The sequence below is a fragment of the Nonomuraea sp. NPDC003707 genome (genome assembly GCF_053587055.1).
Genome location: NZ_JBSFNK010000022.1, coordinates 15,918 through 40,930 on the forward strand (window position 1 = coordinate 15,918; position 25,013 = coordinate 40,930).

Here is a 25,013-nt window from a genome sequence, read left to right on the forward strand (position 1 = left end):
CTCAGCTCACCCGCACCCGAGGATCGAGGGCCGCGACCAGCACGTCGGACAGGAACGCGGCGAACAGGACGCACACGGCGGTGAAGAAGGTCACCGCGGCGACGGAGTTGACGTCGTTCGAGTTGACCGACTCGACCAGCCAGGCGCCCATGCCGTGCCAAGCGAAGATCTTCTCGGTGAACGTGGCACCGGTGAACATCGTGCCGAACGCGAAGGCGAAGTACGTGGCGGAGGGGATCAGCGCGGTGCGCAGCGCGTGCTTGGTGAGCGCGGTCCTGCGCCGCAGGCCCTTGGCCATCGCCGTGCGGACGAAGTCCTGACCCAGCACGTCGAGCATCATGTTGCGCTGGATGCGGCTGTAGAAGGCGACCGAGCCAAGGCTGAGCGAGATCGTGGGGAGGATCAGGTGATTCAGCCGGTTGAGGAACAGGTCCCAGCCCGCCAGCTTCGGGTTGTACTCGCCGGTGTACTCGATCAGCGTGAACCCGAGCCCGTCGTTGAGGCTGTACGTCGCGATGGCCAGCACCGTGGCCAGCACGAACACCGGAATCGCCATGATCACGAAAGAGCTGACGCCTATTAACCGGTCGCTGAACTTGTACTGCTTCACCGCCGAGATCGCACCCAACGCCACCCCCACGGCGAAGCCCACCAGCGTGCCGATGAGCAGCAGCCGGAGGCTGACGAAGATCCGGCGGCCCATCTCGTCATTGACCGAGCCACCGTTCCAGGTCTTGCCGAAGTCGCCTGTGATGACGCCCTTCGCCCAGGTCCCGTACCGCACGAGCACCGGGACCTTGTCGTTCATGTTGTAGGCGTCCAGCGTGGAGTCGATCACCGACTCGGCGATGGGAGGTTGGCGGGCCTGATACGCGGCTCGCGGGTTCATGGTGGTGGCCGCGAGCATGTACGCGAGACTCGCCGCGATGGCGACCAAGACCACATTTATTGCCAACCTGCGAAGCAGGTACTTGCCCATTACTCTCCGTTCGCGCTGACGGGGGGCGCGCACGTCCGGGCCGGAGTGGCGTCCCCGCAACGAAAACCCGTCTCGCGGTGCAAAAACCACTTGCCACGAGATGGCGATCAACGCGCAGAATATAAGCAAAGATGTAACAGTCAGAAACCGTCCGACATAACGGTAAGGTCACTCGCAATAGATCGACATGACCGGAACGATCGCTTACCACACCCCATCTGACCTGCGGAAACGTCCCAATTTAGGCGGATTTTTCGGGATCCATCCGGGGGGTTGTGTCACGAAACCCGGACATAAATTGGCGACTACGCAAAGTGATCCACTTCACGTTGATCTCATCGTCAAGTGAGTTCGGACAGCACCTTGACGGCACCCCCCGCACCCCCACTCGGGTGCTCCCCCGGCCCTCCGCCGCCGGCACCCCACCGACGGAGGCCCGTACGAGGCATGTCGCACCCGGTCAGCGAGGGGGCACCACCGTCCCACGGCCCGCGAAAAACCGGCCCGGGACACCGGAAAAGGTCACCGTGGGCACCGGTTTACTCACCGAGAGAATTCGCAGTGCTGTGTCGAGTTGACGCCCTTTACAGCACCCCGGTCGCGAGGGATCATCTCTCTAGAGAGCTTGAGTCTGATTAGGCTGGACAGCCGGTTAGAGGGGCCTCTTGTCGGAAATTGTTGACCACGACCCCGTTATCTCCCTCGCCTCTCCCGAACTCCTTGCCGACCCCTATCCCTGGTACGAAATCCTCCGCCGGGAACGACCCGCCTTTTTCTACGACCGACTTAACTCATGGATTTTCAGCCGGTACGACGATTGCGTCTCCGTGCTGAAGGACAGCGCGAACTTCGCCGCCGACTGGCGCCGCGTCGGTGAGACGATGCCGCCGCGGGCGATCAACATGCTGACCCTGGACCCGCCGGAGCACACCGTGGTCCGCCGGTTCTTCATGGAGGCGCTGCGCGAGCAGGACCACCCGGCCCTGGAGCAGATGATCGCGCAGCACACGACCGAGCTGCTGGCCGGTCTCGCGCGCCGCCCGTCGTTCGAGTTCCTCACGGAATTCGCCGAACCGCTGGCGTTGTCGACGACCTCCGCGTATCTGGGCGTGCCGATGCCGGATCCGGCCTGGGCCAGCCGGGCCGCCCGGGACATCGTCGCGGGGATGGACGCCGGGCTGTGGCCTGAGCGGGCGCGGCCCGTAATGGCCGCGCAGGAAGAGCTGGCCGTGCTGGTCGAGGGCTGGCTCGCCGATCCGCCGCCCTCCGGCGTCGTCGGCGCCATCGCGCGGCGGGCGGCCGGCAGCGGCGTGGACCCGGACATCGTCGCCAACACCGTGCGGGGGCTGCTGTTCAGCGGCTACAGCTCCGGCAGCAAGCTGCTCGGGCTGGTGGCGATCGCCCTGCTGCACCGGCGGGCCGGCGAGCTGGAGCGGTTCGGCGAGGCCGACACCGCACGCGCGGTGGACGAGCTGGTCCGCTTCGCCTCCCCGATCCAGGCGGTCGCCCGCGCGTGCGTGCGCGACACCGAGGTGGGCGGGACCACGGTGCGCGCGGGGCAGGCCGTCACGCTGTTCCTGGGCGCGGCGAACCGGGACCCCGCGCGGTTCCCCGACCCGGACACGATGCGGCTGGACCGGCATCCCAATCCGCATCTCGGCTTCGGCCGGGGCCCGAAGTCCTGCCTCGGCTCCCCCTTTACAGCCATCTTCACCCGGGTGGTGCTCCGCGTTCTCGCCGAGAATTATCCGGGCATCAGGGCGCTCGGCGCGCCGACGTATTTCCCGAACCTGACCGCCCGCAGCATTGAGCGTTTCGACGTTGCCCTTCGGTGAAGGAGGTTTACGTGCTGAAGGTCGTCGGAGCGTCGTTCGGGCGGACCGGGACCTCTTCGGTCCGATTAGCGCTGGAGACCCTCGGATTCGGCCCCTGCCATTACATGAAAGAGCTTTTCGCCGCCCCCGCGCATGCCCGGGAATGGCTCCGCGTCGCCGACGGCGGAAAACCCGACTGGAAACGGCTGCTCAATGGTTTCACCTCGACGATCGCCTGGCCGGCGGCATTCTACTGGCGGGAGCTGGCCGCCGCCTTTCCCGAGGCGAAGGTCCTGCTGATCGTGCGGGATCCGGCTTCGTGGTACGCCAGCATGAGCCGCACCCTGTACCGCACCAGGCCCGCCGGCCAGGAGACGGCCGTCCGGGATCAGGTCATCGAGAAGATCGTCTGGCAGGGGACGTTCTCCGGGCGGTTCGAGGACCGCGACCACGCCATGGACGTCTACCGGGCCCATCTGGACGAGGTTCGCGCGGCAGTGCCGCCCGGACGGCTCGTCGAGGTCGAGCCGTCGCATGGCTGGGAGCCGCTCTGCGCGGCCCTGGGAGTCGACGTGCCGGACCGGCCCTTCCCCGTGGCGAACACCACTGGCGACTATCTGCGCCGCGCCGAGCAGGCCGGGGTGCTCCCGCCACGATGAAAGAGGACAGGTAAGTGGCGCTCACCGTTTCATCCACCGCCGACCCGTACGGAGTGGTGGCAGCGCATTGGGACCACCTGCACGTGGGCCCGCGATCGGCCGCGCTGGTCTCCTTCTTCGCCGACCTGGCCCCGCCCGGCGGGCACGCGCTGGAGATCGGCCCGGGTACCGGCCGGATGACCCTGGCGGTGGCCGGGCGCGCGGCGAGCGTGCACTGCCTGGAGCCCTCCCCCGGGATGCGGGCGGTGCTCATGACCAAGCTGGCCGCGCGGCCGGACCTGCGGGACCGGGTGACCGTGCTGGCCGGCGCCGCGCCGGACTTCCCTCTCGACCGGCGCTTCGACTACGTCTACCTGGCCGCCGTGCTGCAGGACGTGCCGCCGCAGGCGCGCCGGCCGCTCTTCGCCGGCCTGGCCGAGCACCTCGCGCCGGGTGGCGTGCTGGCCATGGACATGCTGACGGACGAGGCCGTACCCGACCATCCCGAGCGTGAGACGCGCGGCGCGCACCAGGGAGAGTGCCGCTACACCCTGTCGTCGGCCGTCCGGCCGCTCGGCCCCGACCTGGCCGGGGTGCGGCGCGTCTACCGCACCTACCACCGCGACACCCTGGTGGCCACCGAGACCGTGGAATGCGCCTACCACCTCCATCGGCCCGCCGACGTGCTCGCCGACCTGCGCGCGGCCGGCCTGACCGCCGTGGGCGGCTCGGCCGTCGCCGACGAGGTGACCCCGCTCGACGACAAGGGCACGCTGATCGCCCGGCTCTGAGCTCGAGGCCCACCGTGGACGTCCCGCGGCCACCTGCCAGGTTGCCGGGCGCCGTTCGGGCCTCGGAACCGTCCGCCGGACCTCGGCGGACGGCAGCGGCGAGTCAAGGAGGTGCGCCATGCGGTACTGGTACTGATCACTCACACCGTGGCCTGATCCTGCGCGATCAGGCCACGGCCTGGCCCGGGCAACGACACGAACGGGAGGTCATCCGATGCTCCAGTCCCACGACACCGAGGTGCTGGTCGTCGGGGGCGGCCTGACCGGGCTGTCCTGCGCGCTGTTCCTGGCCCGGCACGGCGTACGGTGCACGCTCGTCGAGCGCCACCCCGACCTGCTGAGCCACCCCAGGCAGCGCAGCCTGGTCCCCCGCCTCATGGAGATCTACCGGCAGGTCGGTCTGGAGTCCCGGATCCGGGAGAACCGGGTGGATTTCGCGAGCTCCGCGGAATACGTGGCCGTCCGCGCGGAGACGCTGGCCGGCGCCCGGCACCTCCCCGTGGACCAGCAGGACGACGCCGCGCGAACCGCCGCCTTCAGCCCCTGCTCGGGCACCCCCATCGATCAGAACCGGGTGGAGGATCTGCTGCGGACCCGGGCGCGCGAGTTCGGCGCGCGGATCCGGTTCGGCACCGAGGTGCGCGGCCTCACCCAGCACGAGGACGGGGTGGAGGCGCACCTGCGCGATCTCGACGGCACCGGGCATCGGCTCCTGGCCCGATATGTCGTCGCGGCCGACGGCGGGCGCAGCTCGATCCGGGACGGGCTCGGCATCCCGATGGATGGGCCGGTCGACTTCTTCCGCCTGCTGACGCTCATGGTCGAGGCCGACCTCCGTCCCGCGCTGGCCGGCCGTACCGTGCACATGGCCTTCCTCGAACGGCCCCGGCCGCGGACGTACCTGATGGCGCTGGACCGGACCGGTCAGCGCTGGGTCTTCGGCACCACGGACGATCCGGACGGCGCCGAGCCGGACGAGGACGAATGCGTCGAGCTGGTACGCGCCGCCGCCGGCCTGCCGGAGGCACGGGTGACGCTCCGGCCGCAGATACCCGGCACCGCCAGGACCGTCCTGCGCTTCGAGGTCGGCGCGGCCGTGGCGGCCGCCTACCGGAAGGGGCGGGTGTTCCTGATCGGCGACGCGGCGCACCTGATGCCGCCGACCGGGGGATTCGGCGGTGTCGTGGGCGTGGAGGACGCGCACAACCTGGCCTGGAAGCTGGCCGCCGTCGTCCATGGTCACGCCGGGGAGCGGCTGCTCGACACGTACGCGGACGAGCGCCGCCCGGTCGCGGAGTTCGCCCTGCGGCAGGCGCTCGCGCGCTACCGGTCCCGCCTGGAACGGCTACCCGCGACCGATGAGGTGCCGGTGGACCGCTCGACCGTGATGATGGGGCACCGCTACCGGTCGACGGCGGTGATCGGCGGCGCGAGCGGGGTGACCGCGCCGGTGGAGGTCTCCGGCCTGTGCGGAGAGCCCGGCACCAGGGCTCCCCACCTCCCGCTCGCCGGCTCCGGCGAGCGATCCACCATCGACCTGTACGGTGACCGTTTCGTCCTGCTGACCGGCCACGACGGCCAGGACTGGGTGACGGCGGCGAGCAAGCTGCCCATGCCGGTGACCGCCCGGCGGCTGGAGACCGACGGCGCGGCGGCTCGGCACGGCCTCGGGCCGAGAGGGGCGGTGCTGGTGCGGCCGGACGGGTTCGTGGCCTGGCGCAGCCCGGGACCGGCCGCGGACCCCACGGCGGAACTGCTCGCCGCGCTCGCCGTCATCCTGTCCGCGCCGCCCCCGACATAGGCACGGCATAGTCACGGCATCCACTTGCCGCCCGCGACGTCGATCGTGAGCCCGGTGAGCCAGGACGAGGCGTCGGAGGCGAGGAAGGCCGTCACGTTCGCGACGTCGAGCGGGGTGCCGAGCCGCCCGAGCGGGTGCTCGGCCAGCATGCGCTCCTGATACTCCTGCGGCATGCGCTCCGCCAGCCGGTCCGTCATGATCGTCGAAGGCGCGATCGAGTTGACCCGGATGCCGGTGGGGCCGAGCTCGTGCGCCAGTTGCCTGGTCAGCGCGATGATCCCGGCCTTGGCCACCGTGTACGCCACGGAGGCGGAGGTCGCGGTGCGGGCCGCCAGCGACGACATCGTGATGATGGACCCGCTGCGCCGCTCTCTCATGCGCGGCAGGAAGCCCTTGATCACCAGGAACGTCGAGGTGAGGTTGGCGTGCATGGTGGCGTGCCAGTCCTCCTCGCTCGTCTGGTCGATCGGCCGCGGGATCCCGGTCCCGCCACCCGCGAAGATCGCCAGTACGTCCACGGGTCCGATCCTGCGCTCGACCTCCACCCGCATCTCCTCGACGGCGGCGAAGTCGGTGGTGTCGGCGGCGACGCCGAGCGCCCCGCCGCCGATGCTCTTCACGGCCGCCTCGATCGCGGCGGGGTCGCGCCCGTTCACGACGACCCGCATGCCCTGCTCGGCCAGCACCCGGGCGGTCTCCCGCCCGATCCCCCCGGAGCCGCCGGTGACCAGCGCTACCTTGCCCTGCAGATCCGGATACATCATGACTTCCACTCCCTCGCCAACTCGCGGGTTCCCTTGCGAGTCAACGTTGCCCTGTGCAGGGAGCTCGGTACATCAGGCGCGAGGGGCGTTTCCCGCTGCGACCGCGGGCGTGCGCCAGGGGCGCGGTCCATACTCCGTAGGTCGTACGCGAGAGTATGTCAGGGCGGCGGCGTGGAGCACGTAGTCGTCACAGCACCGGTGTGACGTCGGTGTGAACGAAGTCGTCGCCCTTGAAGAGCAGTGGCTCATGACAATCTCTTGCCAGCGCGTAGGAGAAGCAGTCGCCGTAATTCAGCCCAGCCTTGTGCCCACTCCCCCTGCCATAGTCCCAGTAAGCCCGGCGGGCGATGCGTGCCTGCTGCACTGTGACAGGCATGATTTCGACCTTCATCCTGCTCAGGAAATCGTCCAGGAGCCGGGAAGCGGCCGGATCGCGCGTACGCTCGACCACGGCGGTCACCTCCAGATATGTCCCGGCCGACATGCGGCGCAACGCGGTGTCTCGGATGGCTTCGATAAAGGCGGCCGCATCCGGCTCGCCCTTGAGGATCGCGACGATCGCGCTGGTGTCAATGATCACGCGGGTAGACCCGTCTCGGAGTCATACAGGAAGTCAGTGGACAGATCCGCATCACCCAATCTCGAACGGATCTTCGCGGCGAGCGCACGTAGGTCTTCCGCCATCGTGGCGTCTTCCTCCTCCAGGCGCATGGCGAGCAGGCGCTCACGCTGCTCACGCAGGGCGGAGATGACAGCAGCGGTCTTGCTCTCTCCCGTCAGCGCGCTGATCTCCGCTGCCAACCGCTCGGCCTCAGGATTTTTGATGTTCAGGCTCACAACCCCTCCCTTTCTACCCTGTCCTTACACAGATTCTAGTCCTTCCACCATCGGGCCTCCCTTGTCTTCCAACGCCTTCAGCGTGCGACGGCCAGGAAGTAGTCGTCGCCGCCGACCTGGCCGCCCTTCAGCGCCACTTCGAGCCCGTCGTATGCAGGATCGTCCGAGTTCAGCACGCATACCGGGGCGCCAGGGGCCAGCGCGGCGACCACGTCCAGGGAGCGGGCGCCGAGGGCGGCCACGACCTGGCCCGAGGTGTCGCCGCCCGCCACCACCAGCCGCCCGACCAGCCCGGCGCGGACGGCCACCGAGGCGATCCGCCCCAGGAGTTCCCCGATGGCCGCGGGATCCCGGGCCGGGCCGCGGGTCGACTGGACGATCGTGTGGCGCCCCTCCCCCAGGCTCTCCGCCACCTCGGCGAGGAGCCCCGCGAAGGAGCCTGTCGCGCCTCGAAGCCCGCTGGAGGCGTCCAGCACGCACCATCCCGCCCGCTCGGCCGCGTCGATCTGACGGGCGGTGATCGGAGAGCGGCTGCCCGACACGACCAGCACGGGGGCGGCGGGGCCGAGCGGCTCGGGCTCCCGCCGCCGCCCCGCACCGGCCGCCGCCACGTGGGCGGAGGCGAGGGCGTGGCTCAGGCCGCCGGAGCCGACGCAGTACAGCGGCCCGCCCCGGCTCCCCGCGTCGGCGAGCAGGAGGCGGCCGAGCGCGCGGACGTGCTCCTCGGTCTGGGCGTCCGCCACGAAGGCCGCGTCCTCCCCCAGCGCCCGATAGGCCTCCTCCGACGGCGCGGGCGACGCGGGCAGCCAGCCGACCCGCCCCGCCCCCTGCTCCGCCAGGCGGATCCGGAGGTCCGACTCCGAGGCGGGGGTGACCGGGTGGTCGCGCGTCGGCGGGTAGCGGTCGAGCCGGTGGACCTCGGCGCCCGAGCGTACGAAATGGTTCGCGAACCACGTGTAACGCCCCAGCTCCGGCTGGGCGGCGAGCACCGGGACCGGGCCCCGCGCCAGCCCTTCACGGTGGAGGGCCGCGATGACCGCCCCGATGCTCCCGTGCGCGGGCGAGGAGTCGAACGTCGAGCAGACCTTGTACTGGATCACCAGCGGCCGCAGCGCCGCCACGGCCTTGAGCACGGGCAGCACCACCGGCACCGGGTCCGCGGAAGCCCGGGCGGTGGTGGCGATCCCGATGACGTCGTACGCGTCGTCCAGGCGGCTGGCGTCGGTGACCAGGGAGCCGGTCAACCCCAACCGCCTGAACTGCCACAACGCGTCGGTCGCCCCCGTGAAGTCGTCCGCGACGAAGGCGAACGACGTCACGTCCGCCTCACCCCTTTCAGCCTCACTTCCGGATCACCCCGCCGAAGTGCTTCAGCGCCGCGCGCAGCTCCGGCTCGTCCACCTCGTCCAGCGGAACGCCCGCCACGGAGGCCGCCCAGGCCTGGCGCATGCTGGTGATCCCCGCGGCCGGACCGTCCGGGTGGCCGAGCACGCCGCCCCCGGCCAGCACCAGCAGGTCGGTGGTCCCCGTACGGGCCAGGGCGACGGGCGCGGTGCCGGCCCACTGGGCGGACGACAGCACCGGCAGGCAGGGGAAGCCGCCGAGCAGCGGCTCCCGGACCGCCGCCACCGTGGCGGCGACCTCGTCGTCCGTGACGTAGAACTTGCTGTGGAACCCGCCGCAGTGCAGCTGGTCGACCCCGGCCAACCGGGCCAGCTTCTGGTACGCCACGTGCCCCATCCCGAGCCCCGGGTGGCGGGCCAGCGCCCCGATGCCGGTGACGTGGCCGTGGATCGGCACCCTGGCGTGCCGGCGCAGCATGGCGACGGCCGGGAAGCCGACGACGTTGAGGTTGACCATCACGCAGGTGCCGCCGGCGGCCACCACCAGGTCGTGGTTGCGCAGCATCCGGTCGGGCTCGTCGCTGATGTTGAACGCGTACATCGGCCGCCGCCCGGTCCGCCGCTCCACCTCATCGAGGGCGGCCGTCACCGCGCGGATCCGCTCGGGGAGCGGGGCCGGCGGGCAGTCGGCGTTCACCTCGTCGTCCTTGATGAAGTCGGCGCCGGCCAGGCCGAGCTCGCGCACCAGGTCCACGTAGTCGGCGGGGCGCAGCCCGACGTTCGGCTTGACGATGGTGCCGATCAGCACGCCTTCGGGACGGGCGACCAGCCGCCGGGTGCCCTCGACGGCGAACCCCGCCGGCAGGTACGCCGACCCGAAGGCGTCGGGCAGCTCCAGGTCCACCAGCTTGAGCCCGGCCAGCTCGCGCAGCTCGTAGAGGTTGCCCGCGACCACCGGGAGCAGGTTCGTGAGCGAGGGACCGGTGTTCGCCAGCGGGAAGCCGATCCTGACCAGGGCCGCCGTCAGGGGCCCGTCCCCGATCGCGCCCGGCAGGGGCTCGGAGAGGGGCGGGGTCTCCGTGATGGACAGCACCACGGCGCTGTGGCGGGCTCGTAACTCGTCGGTCTCGCCGCGCACGCTGACGAAGGTGCCGGTGCTCTGCTCCCCCGCGATCGCGCTCACGGCCTGCTCCAGCGGGAGGCGGGTGAGCACCCGGTACGTCGCGACCGTGAGCTCGCCGCTCACAGCACGGCCGCCAGGTGCTCCATGGCGAGCGGCGGGCTGGCGAGGATCGGGACCGGGGCCTCGACCGTACCGGCCACGCGGGCCATCGACGCCTGGGCCAGCACGATCACGTCCACCTCCGCGGCCAGCGCGGCCAGCGCCCCGGCCACCCGCGCGTCGTGCGTGGCGGCGTCCCCGCCCATCAGCGCCTCGAACGCCCCCTCGCACACCCTGGCCGTCAGCGAGACCTCCTTGTCCGAGGCGGCCGCGCGACGGCGTACCAGGTCGGCGGTGGGTTCGAGGGTGGTGGACAGGGTGGCGAGCACGCCGATCCGGCGGCCGAGGGCGACGGCGCGGTCGGCCATCGGCCGGTCCACCCTGGTCACCGGCACGCCCGTCAGCGGCTCGGCGGCCTCTACGGCGGCGCCGATCGACGAGCACGTCACCAGGATGTGGTCGGCCCCGGCCGCCTCCGCGGAGCCGATGTGGCCGGCCACGCGGCGGGCGGTCCGCGGGGTGAGGTGGCCGGCGGCGATGGTGTTCTTGATCAGACTGTCGTCGACGATGTTGAAGGTCTCGACTCCCGGCAGGTGCTCGGCGCACAGCTTGGCGAACACGTCGACCAGGGTCGCGGAGGTGTGGATCAGTCCCAGCCTCTTCGTCATGAGCCTCACTTCATCCGATGAAATGTCATCTTCATCGGATGAAATGCTATGAAAAATCAGGCGCTAGCGGTAGCGTCCGGAGCGTGGCAATCGATCCCAAGCGGGACAGGCACGCCCAGGTGGTCCAGGCCCTCGGCCCCCGCATCGTCACGGGCGAGCTCGCTCCCGGCACGTCCATCCCGATCGAGGAGGACCTGGTGGGCGAGCTGGGCATCGGCCGCTCCGCGGTCCGGGAGGGCGTGAAGGTCCTGGCCGGCAAGGGCCTGCTGGAGACCAGGCGGAGCGCGGGCACCAGGGTGCGACCGCGCGAGTCCTGGAACCTGCTCGACCCCGACGTCCTGAGCTGGCGGTTCGAGCCCGAGCCGCGCCCCCGGGACATCCAGATGCTGGCCGACCTGCGGGTCGCGCTGGAGCCTGGCGCCGCCAGGGTGGCGGCCGAGCGGGCGGACGCGGTCGCGGTGCGGCGCATCGACGAGGCCCTGGCCGCCCTGTACGCCACAGCCGACGACCCCGAACCCTTCATCGAGGCCGACCTGGCCTTCCACAAGGCGGTGTTCGCCGCGGCGGACAACGACCTGCTGCTCTACATCTACGACATGATCAGCATCGCCCTGCGCTCCGTACGGCAGGTGCACACCCGTTCGGTCGCGCACAACAAGGAAACGCTGCCCGGCCACGAGCGCGTGGCGCTGGCGATCAGGCGACGGCACCACCGCAAGGCCGAGGAGGCCATGCGCGAGGTGGTCGAGGTCGCCCGCGCCGACGCCGAGCAGCACGTACGCCTCTGCTGCTAGCTATCTCCAGCAAGAAAGAGCTGACTTTGGACGTCCTCATCGACGTGGACGGCCCCGTGGCCGTCGTCACCCTCAACAGACCCGCCAAGCTCAACGCGATCACCCCTGACATGGCCGCCGCGCTGCGTGCCTGCCTGGGCCGGGTGGACGCCGACCCCGCCATCCGGGTCGCGGTGCTCACGGGCGCGGGCGAACGCTCGTTCTGCGTCGGCAGCGACATCCGCGAGCTGGACGAGTACGCCACGCCGTGGGAGTTCCGCAACCGCGGCGACTACGGCGACGCGGTCCGCGCGCTGCGCAAGCCGATCATCGCGGCCGTCAACGGCTACGCCTACGGCGGCGGCCTGGAACTGGCCATGGCCTGCGACATCCGCCTGGCGGCCGAGACGGCGACGTTCGCCGCGCCGGAGATCAAGCTCGGCTGGATCGGCGGCAGCGGCCAGTCGGCGCTGCTGGCCCACTCCGTCGGGCCCGGCAACGCCGCCACGATGCTGCTCACCGGCGACCCCATAGACGCCGCCCGTGCTCAGAGCTGGGGGCTGGTCACCGACGTGTTCCCGCAGGAGAAGCTGGTGCCGGCGGCTCTCGAACTGGCCGCGACGATCGCCAGGCGGCCGCCGATCGCCGCGCAGACCGCCAAGGCCAACCTCAAGGCGGCCTACTCGATGCCGCTCGACCAGGCCATCCAGTACGAGCGCGACCTGCAGACCGTCTGCTTCGCCACGGAGGACGCGGCCGAGGGCCGGGCCGCCTTCGCCGAGCGCCGCGAGCCCGTCTTCGAGGGGCGCTGATGGGCGTCCTGGACGGCTACCGCGTGGTCGACCTGTCCATCGCCATGGCGGGCCCGCTGGCCGCCATGCGGCTGGGCGACCTGGGCGCGGACGTGGTCAAGGTGGAGCCGGTGACCGGCGAGTGGCAGCGGCACGCCCCGGCGGGCGGGGCGACGGGGAACCAGGTGAACGCCTCGTTCCTGTCCCTCAACCGCAACAAGCGCAGCCTCGCCGTCAACCTCAAGTCCGACGAGGGCCGCGCCATCGTGCACAAGCTCGCCGCGACGGCGGACGTGTTCCTGCAGAACTACCGCGCCGGCGTGGCCGAGCGGCTCGGCATGGACTACGACACGATCCGCGCCATCAACCCGGACATCGTGTACGTCTCCATGTCCGGGTACGGCGAGACGGGCCCGTACGTGTCGAGACCCGGCCAGGACCTGCTCCTGCAGGCCATGAGCGGCGCCATGCTGAGCACCGGCCGCGACGGCGACCCGCCCGCGCCCGCCGGCACGTACGCCATCGACGCCATCACCGCCTACAGCGCCTTCGAGGGCGCGCTGGCCGCGCTGCTGCACCGCGAGCGGACCGGCGAGGGCCAGCGGGTGAGCGTCAACATGCTGGACGCGGCCGTCGCCGTGCAGATGCAGGAGCTGTCGATCTTCACGGTCGGCGGCGTGCCGCAGCGGCGCGGGCACGAGCCGCACGGCCACACCTACATCCGCGCGCCGTACGGGGTGTTCGCCACCAAGGACGGCTACCTCGCGCTCGGGATGCCCAGGCTGGACGCGCTCGCTGTCGCCCTCGACCTGCCGGAGCTGGCCGCCATGGACGGCGACGCCGACGGCCACACCCGGCGCGACGAGATCACCGCGATGGTCGCCGGGCGGCTGCCGGAGCGGACGACGGCCGAGTGGCTGGAGATCTGCGCCCGCCACGACCTGTGGGCGGGCCCGGTGTACGGCTACGCGGAGCTGGTGGCGGACCCGCAGGTCAAGCACAACGGCTCGTTCGTCACGTACGAGCACCGCACCGAGGGCACGGTCACCACGCCCGGCTTCCCCTATGGCTTCAGCGCCACCCCGCCGCGGGTGCGCCGGGGCGCGCCGCTGGTCGGCGAGCACACGAGGGAGCTGCTGGAGGAGCTCGGCTACCCGCCGGAGCGCACGGCCGAGCTGGTGGCGGAGGGCGTGCTGGCATGCGAGGACTGACCTGGGACCATCCCCGGGGGTACGCGCCGCTGGACGAGCTGACCCGGCTCGACCTGGCAGGGGACAACCCCTACGGGGACGTGCCGGAGCCGATCGAGTGGGATCGGCAGCCCCTGGAGGGGTTCGAGTCGGAGCCGATCGCGAAGCTGTGCGAGACGTACGACGTGCTCGTGATCGACCATCCCGGGCTGGGCGCGGCCATGGACGCGCTGGTGCCGATGGACGAGCTGTTCGACGAGCCGGTGGATACGCGGTTCGTCGGCAGGAGCTACGAGAGCTACCACCTGGAGGGCCGCCAGTGGGCGCTGCCGCTCGACGCCGCCACCCAGGTGAGCGCGGCCGGGCCCGGCGTCGAGGTGCCGAGGACGTGGCCGGAGATGGCGGAGTTCGCGCGGGACGCGCGGATGGCGCTGTGCCTGGGCGGGCCGCACGCGTTCCTCATGTTCTGCGCGCTGTGCTCGGGTGACTTCCTCGACGAGGCGGCCGGGGAGCGGGCGCTGGAGCTCATGTCGGAGCTGCTCGCGCGGTCCGACCGCGACATGTCGCTGCTCAATCCGATCGGCGTGCTCGACGCCATGACGGCCGGCGGGGTGGACTTCTGCCCCCTTCTGTACGGCTACGTGACCTACCCCCTGACCTTCTCGGACGCCCCCGCCTGGCCGGGCGAGCCGCCCGGGAGCGTGCTCGGCGGCACCGGGCTCGTGGTCTCCAGGCGGCGCATCGGCTCGATCCGCGAGGCCGTCCGCGCCCACCTGCGCCGCCTGGTGTCGGAGCCCGTGCAGACGAAGCTGTTCCCGGCCACCGGCGGGCAGCCCGCGGCCCGTTCCGCCTGGCAGGGCGACCCCACGCTCGCCACCCTGGAGGCCGCCTGGATCAGGCCGCGCTTCCCCGGCTACATCGCCCTGCAGGAGCGGTCGTCCGCGCTGGTCCGCGACGGGCTGCTCGCCCGCGTCCGGCCCCGCGACCTGCTCAGGGACCTGCACAAGGAATGGAGGCAGACATGACCACGGCGCTCGTGACAGGCGCCGCCGGAGCGCTCGGCAGGGCGATCGTCCGCCGGCTGGCCGCCGACGGCCACCAGGTGGCGGCGCTCGACCTCGACGCCGGCTCCCTCGAAGGCGCGCTCAACCTGAAGGTGGACCTGCGCGACCCGGCCGCGATCGAGTCCGCGTTCGCCGAGACGGCCGCGCGGCTCGGCCCGGTCGGCATCCTCGTCAACAACGCGGCGATCTACCCCGCCAGGCCGTTCCTGGAGGTGCCGCTGGCCGAGTACGAGGACGTGCACGCGGTCAACCAGCGGGCCTACTGGCTGGCCGCCCAGCACGCGGCCGGGCAGATGACCTCGGGCGGCGCGATCGTCAACATCGCCTCGATCACCATGCACGGCGGCTGGTCCGACCTGGCCGCGTACGTGGCCACCAAGGGCGCGGCGGCGGCGCTGACCAGGGCGCTGGCCCGCGAGCTGGGGCCGCGGGAGATCCGGGTCAACTGCGTCTCGCCGGGCGCGTTCCCGACGGCGGCCGAGGAGATCCACGAGGACCCCGAGGCGTACAACCGGTTCGTCCTGGAGCGGCAGTCGCTCCAGCGGCGCGGCACGCCCGACGAGCTGGCGGCCGTGGTGTCGTTCCTCGCGGGCCTGGACGCGTCGTTCGTCACGGGCCAGACCATCGAAGTCAACGGAGGGTGGGTGATGGCATGACGCCGGACCGCAGGCGGCTGGCCGAGCTGACCGGGGACCTGAGCGCGGCCGGCGGGGTCCGGCTGGTGACGCTCGGGGACGGGGTCGAGCGGGGCATCAGGACGCTGGAGTTCCGCACCGGCTCGGGGCTGGCGTTCGACGTGCTGGTGGACAGGTGCATGGACATCGGGCACGCCGAGCACGCCGGGCGCTCGTTCGGCTGGCGCTCCCCCACCGGCTTCCGCCACCCCGGGCTGCACGAGAACGCCGACGAGGACGGGCTGTCCTGGCTGCGCTCGTTCTCCGGGCTCATCGTCACGGCCGGGCTCGACCACACGCTGTTCGGGGGCGAGGTGCCCGCCGGCACCTACCGCTACCCGCCCCGGCAGTCGGTGCGGCACGGGCTGCACGGCCGCGCGGGCAACCTCCCGGCCCGGCTCACCGGGTACGGCGAGCGCTGGGACGGCGACCGCTGCGTGCTGTGGGCCGAGGGCGAGGTGCGCCAGGCCGCGGTGTTCGCCGAGAACCTGCGCCTGGTCCGCCGCATCGAGGCCGACCTGGGCGGCGACGAGATCAGGCTCGTCGACACCGTCACCAACGCCGGGTTCGAGCCGGCGCCGCACATGTTCCTCTACCACATCAACCTGGGCTGGCCGCTGCTCGACGAGGGCGCCAGGCTGGAGGCCGACATCCGCGAGACGCTCTGGCAGAGCGACAGCGTGGCCGAGCAGAAGGCCGACCACGTGACCTTCCCGGGGCCGGCGCCGGGGTTCGTGGAGCAGGTGTACGAGCACGCGCTCAACCCCGGCGCGGACGGGCTGCACCGGGTGGCGGTGGCCAACGACCGGCTCGGGATGAAGGTCACCGTGGAGTGGCGGGCGGAGGAGTTCCCGTACTTCTTCGAGTGGCTGAACCTGCGCTCGGGCAACTACGCGGTCGGCCTGGAGCCGTCCACCCACCACGTGTCGGGCGACGCGGCGGCGCGGGAGGACGGCAGCATGATCTGGCTGGGCCCGCAGGAGTCGCGGACGTATCAGACGACCTTCCGCGTCTCCTAGTGCAGCCGGTACGCGCGGCGGGCCGTACCGGCGAAGACCTCGGCCCGCTCGCCTTCCGACAACCCGGCGCACAGGTCGTCCGCGGCCTGTGCGACCTGGTCGTACCCGGCCGCGAGCAGGCAGACCGGCCAGTCGGAGCCGAACATCACCCGCTCGGGCCCGAACGCCTCCAGGACGGTCTCGGCGTACGGCCGCAGGTCGGCCACCTGCCAGGACGCCCAGTCGGCCTCGGTGACCATGCCGGACAGCTTGCAGTAGACGTTCGGGCGGGCGGCCAGCTCCAGGATCCGGCTGCGCCACGGCTCCAGCTCGCCGGTGGCGATCGGCGGCTTGGACAGGTGGTCGAGCACGAACGTGAGCTCGGGCATGGCCGTCACGGTGTCGACGGCGGCCGGGAGCTGGTGCGGCAGCGTGAGCAGGTCGTACGCCAGCCCGGCGGCGGTCACCGCGGCGAGCCCGCGGCGCACGTCGGGCCGGGTGAGCCAGTCGGGGTCCGGCTCGGACTGGACGCCGTGGCGGACGCCCACCAGCCCGGCCGGCAGGCCCGCCAGGGTGTCGGCGGCGTCGGGCGCGGTCAGGTCGATCCAGCCGACGACGCCCGCGACCAGGTCGGACTCGGCGGCCAGCGCCAGGAACTCGCGCGTCTCGGCCAGATCGGGCAGCACCTGCACCAGCACGGTCGCGGTCACTCCGGCCGCGGCCGCGGGCCCGGCGAGGTCGTCGAGGGTGAAGGTGCGCCGGATGGGCGCCATCGGCTCGGGGTCGAGCCAGCCGTGCGGGCGGGCGGCGAGGTCCCAGATGTGGTGGTGGGCGTCGATGCGGGTCATGCTTCAGTCCAACTCGGTCCAGAGGGCTTCGGGAATCGGGGTGGCGGCCAGGGCGAGGTCCTCGGCCACCTCCTCGGGGCTGCGGGCGCCGACCACGATGCCGGTCACGGCCGGGTGGCGCAACGGGAACTGGAGCGCGGCCGCCGCGAGCGGCACGTCGTACGCGGCGCAGCGCTCGGCCAGGCGGCGCGCCCGCTTCAGCACGGGCTCGGGCGCCGGGGCGTAGTCGTAGTACGCGCCGGGCCCCGGGTCGGCCAGGATGCCGCCGTTGAACACCCCCGCCACCAGCACGCCGGTGCCGCGCTCGGCGCACAGCGGGAGCAGTTCGTCGGCCGCCGTGCGGTCGAGCAGGCTGTAGCGGCCGGCCACCATCACGCAGTCGACGTCGGTCTCCCGCACGAACTTGACCAGCATCTCGGCCTGCGTCATGCCGACGCCGATCGCCCGCACCCCGCCCTGCTCGCGCAGCCGCGCGAGCGCCGGGTAGGCGTGCCGCACGGCCTCCTCCCAGTGGTCGTCGGGGTCGTGGATGAGCAGGATGTCGAACGCGTCGAGCCCGGAGCGTTCGAGGCTGGCGGCGAGCGAGGCGTAGACGCCCTCCACGGTGTAGTCGCGCCTGGCGGGGCCGAGCAGCGCGCCGACCTTGCTGGACACCGTCGCCTCGGACCGGTCGACGCCCGAGAGGAAGCTGCCCAGCCTCCTCTCGGCCAGTCCGGAGCCGTAGCGGGGGGCGGTGTCGAAGTAGCGGACGCCCGCGGACCAGGCGGCGTCGAGCGTGGCGGCGGCCTGCTCGTCGCCGACCGCGGTGTAGAGCCCTGCCAGGGGCGCGGTGCCGAGGCCGATCCGGGAAACGCCAACGCCGCTGCGTCCGAGTTTCTCCATGATCGGCAACCTAGCAGAGCTCCCATCTTTCGGCTAGATCTATGGGAGGTATGGACATCAGATGACTTCTTCGCGTAAAGATACATCCTACGTTCACCGCGCTTGTGGCGTCCCTGTGAGCGGCTGCTGAGCCGGACAGGTCGTACGCATCCATGCGCTCCCCTCCACCGTGTTCTGGAACAGGAGTGACGGTGTCCAACGACGGCTACACACGACGAGGCGTACTCAAGACCGGCTTAGGCGCCGCGGCCGGGTCCCTGCTCGTGACCACCCCCGCGCACGCCTCCACGGCCGCCGGCCCGCTCAAGCTCTGGTACGACCGCCCGGCGGCGGCCTGGCTGGAGGCGCTGCCGGTCGGGTGCGGGAGGCTCGGGGCCATGGTCTTCGGCGGCGTGGCCACCGAGCGCCTGCAGCTCAACGAGGACAGCATCTGGGCCGGCGGGCCGCACGACTACGACAATCCCGAGGCGCTGGCGGCGCTCCCCGAGATCAGGCGGCTGGTCTGGGAGGACAAGTGGCAGGCCGCCCAGAACCTGGCGGACAAGAAGTTCCTCGGCAAGCCCAGCGAGCAGGCGCCGTACCAGGTGCTGGGCGACCTCACGCTGACCTTCCCGGGCGCGGCGGAGTTCACGGAGTACCGCCGCGAGCTGGACCTGTCCCGGGCCGTCACGACGGTCACGTACGTGCGGGACGGCGTGCGCCACACGCGCGAGGTCTTCGCCAGCAACCCGGACCAGGTCGTGGTCGTCCGCCACACGGCCGACAAGCCCGGCTCGGTGTCGTTCCAGGCGGCCTTCACCAGCCCGCAGGCGTCCTCCACCTCCTCCGCCGGCCGCGACTCCATCGCCCTGGACGGAGTCAGCGCCGACACGCAGGGCCTGAAGGGCGAGGTCCGCTTCCGGGCCCTGGCCAGGGCGGAGACCCGCGGCGGCGCGGTCCGCACCGACGGCGGCACGCTGATCGTCGAGGGGGCGGACGAGGTCACGCTGCTGATCTCCATGGGCTCCAGCTACCGCAGCTACAAGGACGTCGGCGGCGACCCGGCCGAGGTGGCGGGCCGGCATCTCACGCGTGCGTGCGGGCAGCCGTACGAGGTGCTGAAGCGCAAGCACGTACGGGACTACCAGCGGCTCTTCGGGCGGCTCGAGATCGACCTGGGCACCTCGGAGGCCGCCGCGCTCCCCACCGACCAGCGGATCGCGCGCAAGCAGCTCGACACCGACCCGGGGCTGGCCGCCCTGTACTACCAGTTCGGGCGCTACCTGCTGATCTCCTCCTCCCGCTCGCCCGGCTACGCCGCCAACCTGCAGGGCATCTGGAACGACTCGCTCACGCCCGCGTGGGAGTCGAAGTACACGATCAACATCAACTGCGAGATGAACTACTGGCCCGCCGCGCCCGCGAACCTGGTCGAGTGCATGGACCCGCTGTTCGACCTGATCAAGGATCTGGCGGAGACGGGGGCGAAGACCGCCGCGGCGCAGTACGGCGCGAAGGGCTGGGTGGCGCACCACAACACCGACGGCTGGCGCGGGACGGCGCCCGTGGACTTCGCCTTCTACGGCGTGTGGCCCAGCGGCGGGGCGTGGCTGTGCCTGATGCTCTGGGAGCACTACCTCTACACGGGGGACGAGCGGCGCCTGCGCGAGCACTTCCCGCTGATCAAGGGGTCGGTGGAGTTCTTCCTGGACACGCTGCAGACCGATCCCCGGAGCGGCTACCTGGTGACGAACCCGTCGCACTCCCCGGAGGTCGGGCACCACGAGGACGGCGGCGAGAACGTCAGCATCTGCGCGGGGCCCACCATGGACATGCAGATCCTGCGGGACCTGTTCGGGGCCTTCTCGGAGGCGTCGGAGATCCTCGGGGTCGAGGCGGACATGCGCGCCAAGGCCGCGGACGCCCGGTCGAAACTCGTCCCCAACCAGATCGGCCACCTGGGGCAGATCCAGGAGTGGCAGGAGGACTACCGGGGCGACGCGGCGCTCTCGCGCAGCCGCCACATCTCGCACCTGTGGGGCCTCTTCCCCGGCCACCAGATCGACCCGCGCCTGTCGCCCGACCTGGCCGCCGCCGCCCGGCGCACCCTGGAGCTGCGCGGCGAGGCGGGAGCCGGGTGGTCGCTCGCCTGGAAGATCAACTTCTGGGCGCGGCTGCTGGACGCCGCCGAGGCGTACAAGCGGCTGTCGAACCTGCTGCTGCCCGCCCGTACGGCGCCGAACATGTTCGACCTGCATCCGCCGTTCCAGATCGACGGCAACTTCGGCGGGACGTCGGGGATCACGGAGATGCTGCTGCAGAGCCACGGGGACCAGGTGCACCTGCTGCCCGCCCTGCCCGCCGCCTGGCCGGCCGGGTCGATCCGGGGCTTCCGGGCGCGGGGCGGCTTCGAGGTGGGCCTGTCGTGGAGCGCGGGCGCGCTGACCGGGGGGCGGATCCGCTCGGACCTGGGCCGCGAACTCACCCTCCGGACTGCCGCGCCGGTGACGGTGACGTCGGGCGGGCGCCCGGTCACGGTCTCCCGCCCGGAGCCGAACGTCGCCGTCCTCGACACCCGCCGAGGCACCACCTACGACCTCACCCCGTCCCCCTGACCTCCGCCGCCCGCCCCCGCCCCGCCCGGGCAAGCGCCCTGCCTGGGCGCCGGGCTCCACCGCACCCCGTCCGGACGCGGTGCCGCTCAGACGGTGGCGGTGGGCGGGGGTGGGGAGGTGCGGGCGCGGGGGCGGGTGCGGGAGGCTTCGCCGCGGGCGTGGGCGGCGAAGAGGCGGGCCGCCTCGTCCGGGTCGCCCGACGCCAGGGCCGCCACCAGGTCGTCGTGGTGGCCCGCCATGGCCGTCCAGTCCCCGTCGTACAGCGGGTTGCCCACCACGTGCAGGCTCCACAGGTTCGACTCGATGGTCCGCCACAGCCGCAGCAGGAACGAGTTGCCGCACGCCGCGCAGACGCGCCGGTGGAAGGCCAGGTCGGCGTCGCGGAAGGCGCCGATGTCCCCGTCCTGGGCGGCCTGCCGCATCGCCAGCACATCGGCCGAGAGCTCCCGCAGGGTGTCGGCCTGGATGCGGGCGGCGGCGCCCCGTGCGGCATACTCCTCCAGCAGCACCCTGATGTCACGGACCTCCCGGGCCTGCTCGTCCGAGATCTCCGCGACGTAGCTCCCCCGGTTGGGATAGGAGATGACCAGCCCCTCGTGCGCCAACCGCTTGATCGCCTCACGCGCCGGGGCCTGGCTGGTGCCGACCCGGCGGGCGATCTCCGCTTCCACCAGCCGCTGCCCGGCCACCAGCTCCCCCGAGACGATCCACCCGCGCAGCAGCGCGTAGACGCGGTCGGACAGGAGCTCCCTGGGCAGCAGCCGGGCCGCGGGCGGCGCGATCTGCTGCTCCTGCCAGATCCGGGCCACCGTCGACTGCGACAGCCCGAGCTGGCGCGCCATCGTACGGGTCGAGGGCACGGCCGGGCCGACCGCCGCGGCGGCGATCACGCGCTCGGCCTCCTGCCGCTCCGCGGTGCGCGGGCGGCCGGGCCGGGGCGCGTCCGCCAGCCCGTCGAGCCCGCGCTCCACGAAGCGGGCCCGCCATTTGGCCACCGTCGCCGGGCTCACGTCGAGCCGGTCGGCGATCTCCTTGCGCGGCAGCCCGTCCGCGCAGGCGAGCACGATCCGGCTGCGCAGTCCCAGACCCCCGGAGGACCCTTCGGCCCACTCGCGCAGCGCGGTGCGCTCCTCCTCGCCCAGCATCAGCCGCTTGTCGTCATCGCGTCCAGCCACGGCCCCACCTTAACGTATTTATGACTCAGTCATCCGCTGGAAACTTATTTGTAGCACCACATAGCCCCTTGACGAGGCCATGTGACCAACGTATTAAATAATCGCTAATCGAGTATCGACCCATTAAAAGGCGTCGCAGATCTCGCCCCCTTGGAGGTGCGATGCGTTCCCCCCATCCATTCCTCGCCCCCACAGCCCTCAGCTGCCTGCTCCTGCTCACCGGCTGCGGCGGGGGTGGCTTCGCCGGCGACTCACAGGCCAAGCAGGGCGAGGGCGGCCAGATCACCGTGCGCATGCTGGTCAACATCACCCCGAACCTCACCCAGGCGTACTGGGACGGCCTGGTCAAGCCGTTCGAGCAGGCCAACCCCGGCGTCGACGTCAAGGTCGAGGCGCCGACCGGCAAGGGCGTGGCCGACACGCTGCCGCAGCAGCTCGCGGCGGGCAACGCGCCCGACGTGGTCGAGACGCTGACGGCGGACGAGACGCTCTCCAAGCAGATGCTCGACCTGACCGACCAGCCGTGGGCGAAGGACACGCCGCTGGCCAAGGAGGCGAGCCTGGGCGGCAAGATCTACACGGTCGGCGTCGGCGTGCAGGCGCAGTCGCTGGTCTTCTACAACAAGAGCGCGTTCGACAAGGCCGGGATCGACAAGCCGCCGGCCACGCTCGACGAGTTCGACGCCGCCATGGGCAAGCTCAAGACGGCCGGGTGGCTGCCGCTGCAGACCGGCGGCGAGTTCCTGACCGGGCTCCAGCTGCTGCAGTTCTCCGGACCGTCGCGCGCCCAGCTCCACCCCACCTGGCAGCAGGACGTCAAGGCGGACAAGCTCAAGGCCGGCGAGTCGCTGCTGCCCTACCTGGAGCGCTACCGCACCTGGATCGACAAGGGCTACGTCGACAAGAACGCCCTGGGCACGAAGTACGCCGACGCCGAGACCGCGTTCCTGTCCGGCAAGGCCGCCATGTACGTGATGGGCAGCTGGTTCACCGCCGCCGAGGCCAAGTCCACGAAGGACTTCGAGGTCGGCGTCTTCCCGGCCCCGGTCGACAAGGGCCAGGCGTACCCGGGTCCGCAGGGCGCCACGATGGCGGCCCCGTACATGATCCTCAAGTCCACCCCGAACAAGGACGCGGCCCTCAAGCTCGTGCAGTGGCTCGTCACCGACCAGGCGGCGGTCAAGAGCCAGCTCAAGCAGGACGGCAACTTCCGCGCCGGAGTGGAGCGCGAGTTCACCCCGCTGGAGAAGCAGGTGCAGCAGATCCTCGACAGCGCCCCCTCCGGCGTCCCGCAGGGCGAGGGTTACGGCGACGCGACCCTCCCCAAGGGCTTCAACGCCGCGTGGAACACCGAGGTCCAGGGCCTGTACGTGGGCAAGTCGCCCAAGGAAGTGGCCGAGGGCGTGGACCGCTGGCTGGCCGGCCGCAAATGACGCTCACCCGGGAAGCACCCCCAGCCATCCCCGAAGCCCCCGCTCTCCCGAAGACCAGGCGTGGCGACGGGTGGGCCACCACGATCATGGTCGCCCCCGCCACCGTCCTCTACACCGTGATGCTGATCGTCCCGGTCGGCCTGGCGCTCTACCTGAGCCTCACCGACTGGGACGGCTTCAGCGCCGACCCCGCCTTCGTCGGCGCCGCCAACTACCTCGACCTCCTCGACGACCCCGAGCTGCGCCGCGCGGCCCTCGTCACCCTGCTGGTCGCCGCCGCCGGCACGGCCGGGCTCAACCTGCTCGGCCTCGGCTTCGCCCTCCTGGTGAACGGCGCCTCGAAGGCGAACACGTTCTTCCGGATCGTCCTGTTCTATCCGCACGTGCTCAGCGCCCTCGTGGTCGGCTTCCTCTGGTCGGCGATCCTCGGCACCAACGGCGCGGTCAACAACCTGGTGACGAAGTGGGGCGGCGAGGTGCTGCCGTTCCTGTCGGACCCGGCGTGGGCCACGGTCACCATGATCGGGGTGCTGGTGTGGGCCGGGTTCGGGGTCAACGTGGTGCTCTACCTGGCGGGGCTGCAGGCCGTGCCGCACTCCCTGATCGAGGCGGCGCGCATCGACGGCGCGACGCGCTGGCAGGTGTTCAGGAACGTGACGCTCCCGGCGCTCGGCCCGTCCGTGACGGTCAACATCGTGCTGTCGCTGGTGACGCTGCTCAAGACGTACGACCTGGTGGTGTCGCTGACGGCGGGCGGCCCGGCCGGGCAGACGCAGACCGTCGCCTACCTCATCCTGTGGAACTCCTTCCACGACGCCCGCCTCGGCTTCGGCTCCGCGCAGTCGGTGCTGCTCATGCTGGTGACGGCGGCGCTGGCGTTCGTGGTGACCAGGCTGCGCAGGCGCGGCGAACTGGCGGTCCACCAGTGAGAAGGACATTCCTCTGGGCGACCGTCGCCTTCATGCTCATCCCCCTGTACGTGCTGACCGTCAACGCGTTCAAGGGCCAGCAGGACATCATGGCCGATCCGTTCGGCCTGGGGGGTCTCACGCTGGAGCCGCTGGGCAGGGCGCTGACGAACCCGCAGTTCAACGTGGTCAAGGGCTACGCGGTCACGCTGCTGTTCGTGGTGGCGGTCAACGTGCTGTCGGTGGTGCTGGCCGCGCCGGCCGCTTACGTGATCGCGCGCAGCCCGAAGCGCCGCTTCCGGGTGCTGATGCTGTTCTTCCTGGCCGGGACGTTCATCCCGGGCCAGGTGCTGGTCATCCCCGTCGTGTACGTGCTCAAGACCCTCGGCCTGATGGGCACCATCCGGGGGTTCGTGCTGTTCGAGACCGTGTTAACGCTACCGTTCTCGATCTTCCTGTACGCCGGCTACATCGCCACCATCCCGGCCGTGCTCGACCAGGCGGCGGCCGTGGACGGGGCCGGCAGGCTGCGTACGTTCTGGCAGATCGTCTTCCCGCTGATGAGGCCCGCGGTCGCCACGATGGTCATCCTCAACACCTTCTCGGTGTGGAACGACTTCGTGAACCCGCAGATCATCCTGGGCCCCGGCAGCGGCCTCTACACCGTGACCACCGGCGTCTACGCGGCCGTCAGCCAGTACTCCACCGACTACACGGTGGTCTTCCCGACGCTGCTGCTGGCCATCGCCCCGCTGCTGGTCTTCTTCGTCTTCATGCAACGGCACATCATCAGCGGCCTGACCGCCGGAGCAACGAAAGGGTGAAG

Annotated in this window: 24 protein-coding genes; 14 read left to right on the forward strand and 10 right to left on the reverse strand. The window is 71.4% G+C overall.

All coding sequences use genetic code 11. From position 1 onward, the window contains the following. Position 1 precedes the first annotated feature (1 nt). The gene (locus tag ACWDRB_RS41770; protein ID WP_449903816.1) at positions 2-979 is read right to left on the reverse strand and encodes an ABC transporter permease; all 978 of its coding nucleotides are present in this window, start codon (positions 977-979) and stop codon (positions 2-4) included. An 827-nt stretch (positions 980-1,806) separates the two neighbouring features. Between ACWDRB_RS41770 and ACWDRB_RS41775 the strand changes: the two genes are divergently transcribed. The 4 genes from ACWDRB_RS41775 to ACWDRB_RS41790 all read left to right on the forward strand — a co-directional run bounded on the left by ACWDRB_RS41775 (position 1,807) and on the right by ACWDRB_RS41790 (position 6,023). Further along, positions 1,807-2,814, forward strand: a complete 1,008-nt coding sequence (locus ACWDRB_RS41775; protein ID WP_449903505.1) for a cytochrome P450 — start codon at positions 1,807-1,809, stop codon at positions 2,812-2,814. Positions 2,815-2,825: 11 nt separating this feature from the next. Continuing rightward, positions 2,826-3,452 carry a sulfotransferase family protein gene (locus tag ACWDRB_RS41780; protein WP_449903508.1) on the forward strand — a complete coding sequence of 209 codons (627 nt, stop codon included), beginning with the start codon at positions 2,826-2,828 and terminating at the stop codon, positions 3,450-3,452. Positions 3,453-3,466: 14 nt separating this feature from the next. Next, positions 3,467-4,222, forward strand: a complete 756-nt coding sequence (locus tag ACWDRB_RS41785; protein WP_449903510.1) for a class I SAM-dependent methyltransferase — start codon at positions 3,467-3,469, stop codon at positions 4,220-4,222. 214 nt (positions 4,223-4,436) lie between these two features. Next, entirely contained in the window at positions 4,437-6,023 is a 1,587-nt protein-coding gene (locus tag ACWDRB_RS41790; RefSeq protein ID WP_449903512.1) for an FAD-dependent oxidoreductase, read from the forward strand. Between the two features lie 11 nt (positions 6,024-6,034). On the opposite strand, the gene ACWDRB_RS41795 is transcribed toward ACWDRB_RS41790, so the two are convergent. The 6 genes from ACWDRB_RS41795 to ACWDRB_RS41820 form a co-directional block, all read right to left on the reverse strand. After that, entirely contained in the window at positions 6,035-6,787 is a 753-nt protein-coding gene (locus tag ACWDRB_RS41795; RefSeq protein WP_355201026.1) for an SDR family NAD(P)-dependent oxidoreductase, read from the reverse strand. A gap of 187 nt (positions 6,788-6,974) precedes the next feature. Further along, on the reverse strand, positions 6,975-7,367 hold the full coding sequence (locus tag ACWDRB_RS41800; RefSeq protein ID WP_449903514.1) for a type II toxin-antitoxin system VapC family toxin: 393 nt from the start codon (positions 7,365-7,367) through the stop codon (positions 6,975-6,977). Continuing rightward, the gene (locus ACWDRB_RS41805) at positions 7,364-7,624 is read right to left on the reverse strand and encodes a type II toxin-antitoxin system VapB family antitoxin (RefSeq protein WP_449903516.1); all 261 of its coding nucleotides are present in this window, start codon (positions 7,622-7,624) and stop codon (positions 7,364-7,366) included. The genes ACWDRB_RS41800 and ACWDRB_RS41805 overlap by 4 nt, the downstream gene beginning before the upstream one ends. Before the next feature lie 77 nt (positions 7,625-7,701). After that, on the reverse strand, positions 7,702-8,943 hold the full coding sequence (locus ACWDRB_RS41810) for a four-carbon acid sugar kinase family protein (RefSeq protein ID WP_449903518.1): 1,242 nt from the start codon (positions 8,941-8,943) through the stop codon (positions 7,702-7,704). A gap of 22 nt (positions 8,944-8,965) precedes the next feature. Further along, positions 8,966-10,213, reverse strand: a complete 1,248-nt coding sequence (locus ACWDRB_RS41815) for a RuBisCO large subunit C-terminal-like domain-containing protein (protein ID WP_355201033.1) — start codon at positions 10,211-10,213, stop codon at positions 8,966-8,968. Continuing rightward, the gene (locus ACWDRB_RS41820) at positions 10,210-10,857 is read right to left on the reverse strand and encodes an aspartate/glutamate racemase family protein (protein ID WP_449903520.1); all 648 of its coding nucleotides are present in this window, start codon (positions 10,855-10,857) and stop codon (positions 10,210-10,212) included. Before ACWDRB_RS41820 ends, ACWDRB_RS41815 begins: the two co-directional genes overlap by 4 nt. 83 nt (positions 10,858-10,940) lie before the next feature. Here ACWDRB_RS41820 and ACWDRB_RS41825 point away from each other — a divergent pair, with 83 nt between their 5' ends. The 6 genes from ACWDRB_RS41825 to ACWDRB_RS41850 are packed head-to-tail and all read left to right on the forward strand — an operon-like array spanning position 10,941 to position 16,368. Beyond that, entirely contained in the window at positions 10,941-11,651 is a 711-nt protein-coding gene (locus ACWDRB_RS41825; RefSeq protein WP_350733778.1) for a FadR/GntR family transcriptional regulator, read from the forward strand. A gap of 26 nt (positions 11,652-11,677) precedes the next feature. After that, positions 11,678-12,442, forward strand: a complete 765-nt coding sequence (locus tag ACWDRB_RS41830) for an enoyl-CoA hydratase/isomerase family protein (RefSeq protein ID WP_350733780.1) — start codon at positions 11,678-11,680, stop codon at positions 12,440-12,442. After that, positions 12,442-13,632 (forward strand): CaiB/BaiF CoA transferase family protein, encoded by a 1,191-nt coding sequence (locus ACWDRB_RS41835; RefSeq protein ID WP_449903524.1) that lies wholly within the window; start codon positions 12,442-12,444, stop codon positions 13,630-13,632. The genes ACWDRB_RS41830 and ACWDRB_RS41835 overlap by 1 nt, the downstream gene beginning before the upstream one ends. Then, on the forward strand, positions 13,620-14,636 hold the full coding sequence (locus tag ACWDRB_RS41840) for a hypothetical protein (protein ID WP_449903526.1): 1,017 nt from the start codon (positions 13,620-13,622) through the stop codon (positions 14,634-14,636). Before ACWDRB_RS41835 ends, ACWDRB_RS41840 begins: the two co-directional genes overlap by 13 nt. Further along, the gene (locus tag ACWDRB_RS41845; protein ID WP_449903528.1) at positions 14,633-15,331 is read left to right on the forward strand and encodes an SDR family NAD(P)-dependent oxidoreductase; all 699 of its coding nucleotides are present in this window, start codon (positions 14,633-14,635) and stop codon (positions 15,329-15,331) included. Before ACWDRB_RS41840 ends, ACWDRB_RS41845 begins: the two co-directional genes overlap by 4 nt. Beyond that, on the forward strand, positions 15,328-16,368 hold the full coding sequence (locus tag ACWDRB_RS41850; protein ID WP_355201044.1) for an aldose 1-epimerase family protein: 1,041 nt from the start codon (positions 15,328-15,330) through the stop codon (positions 16,366-16,368). Before ACWDRB_RS41845 ends, ACWDRB_RS41850 begins: the two co-directional genes overlap by 4 nt. Here ACWDRB_RS41850 and ACWDRB_RS41855 read toward each other — a convergent pair. Together ACWDRB_RS41855 and ACWDRB_RS41860 are read right to left on the reverse strand one after the other, a co-directional pair. Next, positions 16,365-17,195 carry an amidohydrolase family protein gene (locus ACWDRB_RS41855; RefSeq protein WP_449903531.1) on the reverse strand — a complete coding sequence of 277 codons (831 nt, stop codon included), beginning with the start codon at positions 17,193-17,195 and terminating at the stop codon, positions 16,365-16,367. The genes ACWDRB_RS41850 and ACWDRB_RS41855 overlap by 4 nt on opposite strands. A 3-nt stretch (positions 17,196-17,198) precedes the next feature. After that, positions 17,199-18,077: an aldo/keto reductase gene (locus ACWDRB_RS41860; RefSeq protein WP_449903534.1), complete on the reverse strand. Its 879-nt coding sequence runs from the start codon at positions 18,075-18,077 to the stop codon at positions 17,199-17,201. Positions 18,078-18,268: 191 nt separating this feature from the next. Between ACWDRB_RS41860 and ACWDRB_RS41865 the strand changes: the two genes are divergently transcribed. After that, the gene (locus tag ACWDRB_RS41865) at positions 18,269-20,671 is read left to right on the forward strand and encodes a glycoside hydrolase family 95 protein (RefSeq protein ID WP_449903536.1); all 2,403 of its coding nucleotides are present in this window, start codon (positions 18,269-18,271) and stop codon (positions 20,669-20,671) included. Positions 20,672-20,757: 86 nt separating this feature from the next. Here the strand turns inward: ACWDRB_RS41865 and ACWDRB_RS41870 are convergent, their stop codons facing one another. Next, on the reverse strand, positions 20,758-21,846 hold the full coding sequence (locus ACWDRB_RS41870; protein WP_449903539.1) for an FCD domain-containing protein: 1,089 nt from the start codon (positions 21,844-21,846) through the stop codon (positions 20,758-20,760). Between the two features lie 161 nt (positions 21,847-22,007). Here ACWDRB_RS41870 and ACWDRB_RS41875 point away from each other — a divergent pair, with 161 nt between their 5' ends. The 3 genes from ACWDRB_RS41875 to ACWDRB_RS41885 are packed head-to-tail and all read left to right on the forward strand — an operon-like array spanning position 22,008 to position 25,011. Further along, positions 22,008-23,279 (forward strand): ABC transporter substrate-binding protein, encoded by a 1,272-nt coding sequence (locus ACWDRB_RS41875; RefSeq protein WP_364255180.1) that lies wholly within the window; start codon positions 22,008-22,010, stop codon positions 23,277-23,279. Continuing rightward, the gene (locus ACWDRB_RS41880) at positions 23,276-24,208 is read left to right on the forward strand and encodes a carbohydrate ABC transporter permease (protein ID WP_350733796.1); all 933 of its coding nucleotides are present in this window, start codon (positions 23,276-23,278) and stop codon (positions 24,206-24,208) included. The genes ACWDRB_RS41875 and ACWDRB_RS41880 overlap by 4 nt, the downstream gene beginning before the upstream one ends. A gap of 32 nt (positions 24,209-24,240) precedes the next feature. Further along, positions 24,241-25,011 carry a carbohydrate ABC transporter permease gene (locus tag ACWDRB_RS41885; RefSeq protein WP_449903542.1) on the forward strand — a complete coding sequence of 257 codons (771 nt, stop codon included), beginning with the start codon at positions 24,241-24,243 and terminating at the stop codon, positions 25,009-25,011. Positions 25,012-25,013: the final 2 nt, after the last annotated feature.

Excerpts from the sequence above, each read along its gene's own strand:
- ACWDRB_RS41850 (WP_355201044.1), top strand. The coding sequence starts at position 15,328 with ATGACGCCGGACCGCAGGCGGCTGGCCGAGCTGACCGGGGACCTGAGC.
- ACWDRB_RS41880 (WP_350733796.1), top strand. The coding sequence starts at position 23,276 with ATGACGCTCACCCGGGAAGCACCCCCAGCCATCCCCGAAGCCCCCGCT.
- ACWDRB_RS41795 (WP_355201026.1), bottom strand. The coding sequence starts at position 6,787 with ATGATGTATCCGGATCTGCAGGGCAAGGTAGCGCTGGTCACCGGCGGC.
- ACWDRB_RS41875 (WP_364255180.1), top strand. The coding sequence starts at position 22,008 with ATGCGTTCCCCCCATCCATTCCTCGCCCCCACAGCCCTCAGCTGCCTG.
- ACWDRB_RS41790 (WP_449903512.1), top strand. The coding sequence starts at position 4,437 with ATGCTCCAGTCCCACGACACCGAGGTGCTGGTCGTCGGGGGCGGCCTG.
- ACWDRB_RS41860 (WP_449903534.1), bottom strand. The coding sequence starts at position 18,077 with ATGGAGAAACTCGGACGCAGCGGCGTTGGCGTTTCCCGGATCGGCCTC.
- ACWDRB_RS41885 (WP_449903542.1), top strand. The coding sequence starts at position 24,241 with ATGCTCATCCCCCTGTACGTGCTGACCGTCAACGCGTTCAAGGGCCAG.
- ACWDRB_RS41820 (WP_449903520.1), bottom strand. The coding sequence starts at position 10,857 with ATGACGAAGAGGCTGGGACTGATCCACACCTCCGCGACCCTGGTCGAC.
- ACWDRB_RS41835 (WP_449903524.1), top strand. The coding sequence starts at position 12,442 with ATGGGCGTCCTGGACGGCTACCGCGTGGTCGACCTGTCCATCGCCATG.
- ACWDRB_RS41855 (WP_449903531.1), bottom strand. The coding sequence starts at position 17,195 with ATGACCCGCATCGACGCCCACCACCACATCTGGGACCTCGCCGCCCGC.
- ACWDRB_RS41770 (WP_449903816.1), bottom strand. The coding sequence starts at position 979 with ATGGGCAAGTACCTGCTTCGCAGGTTGGCAATAAATGTGGTCTTGGTC.
- ACWDRB_RS41845 (WP_449903528.1), top strand. The coding sequence starts at position 14,633 with ATGACCACGGCGCTCGTGACAGGCGCCGCCGGAGCGCTCGGCAGGGCG.
- ACWDRB_RS41840 (WP_449903526.1), top strand. The coding sequence starts at position 13,620 with ATGCGAGGACTGACCTGGGACCATCCCCGGGGGTACGCGCCGCTGGAC.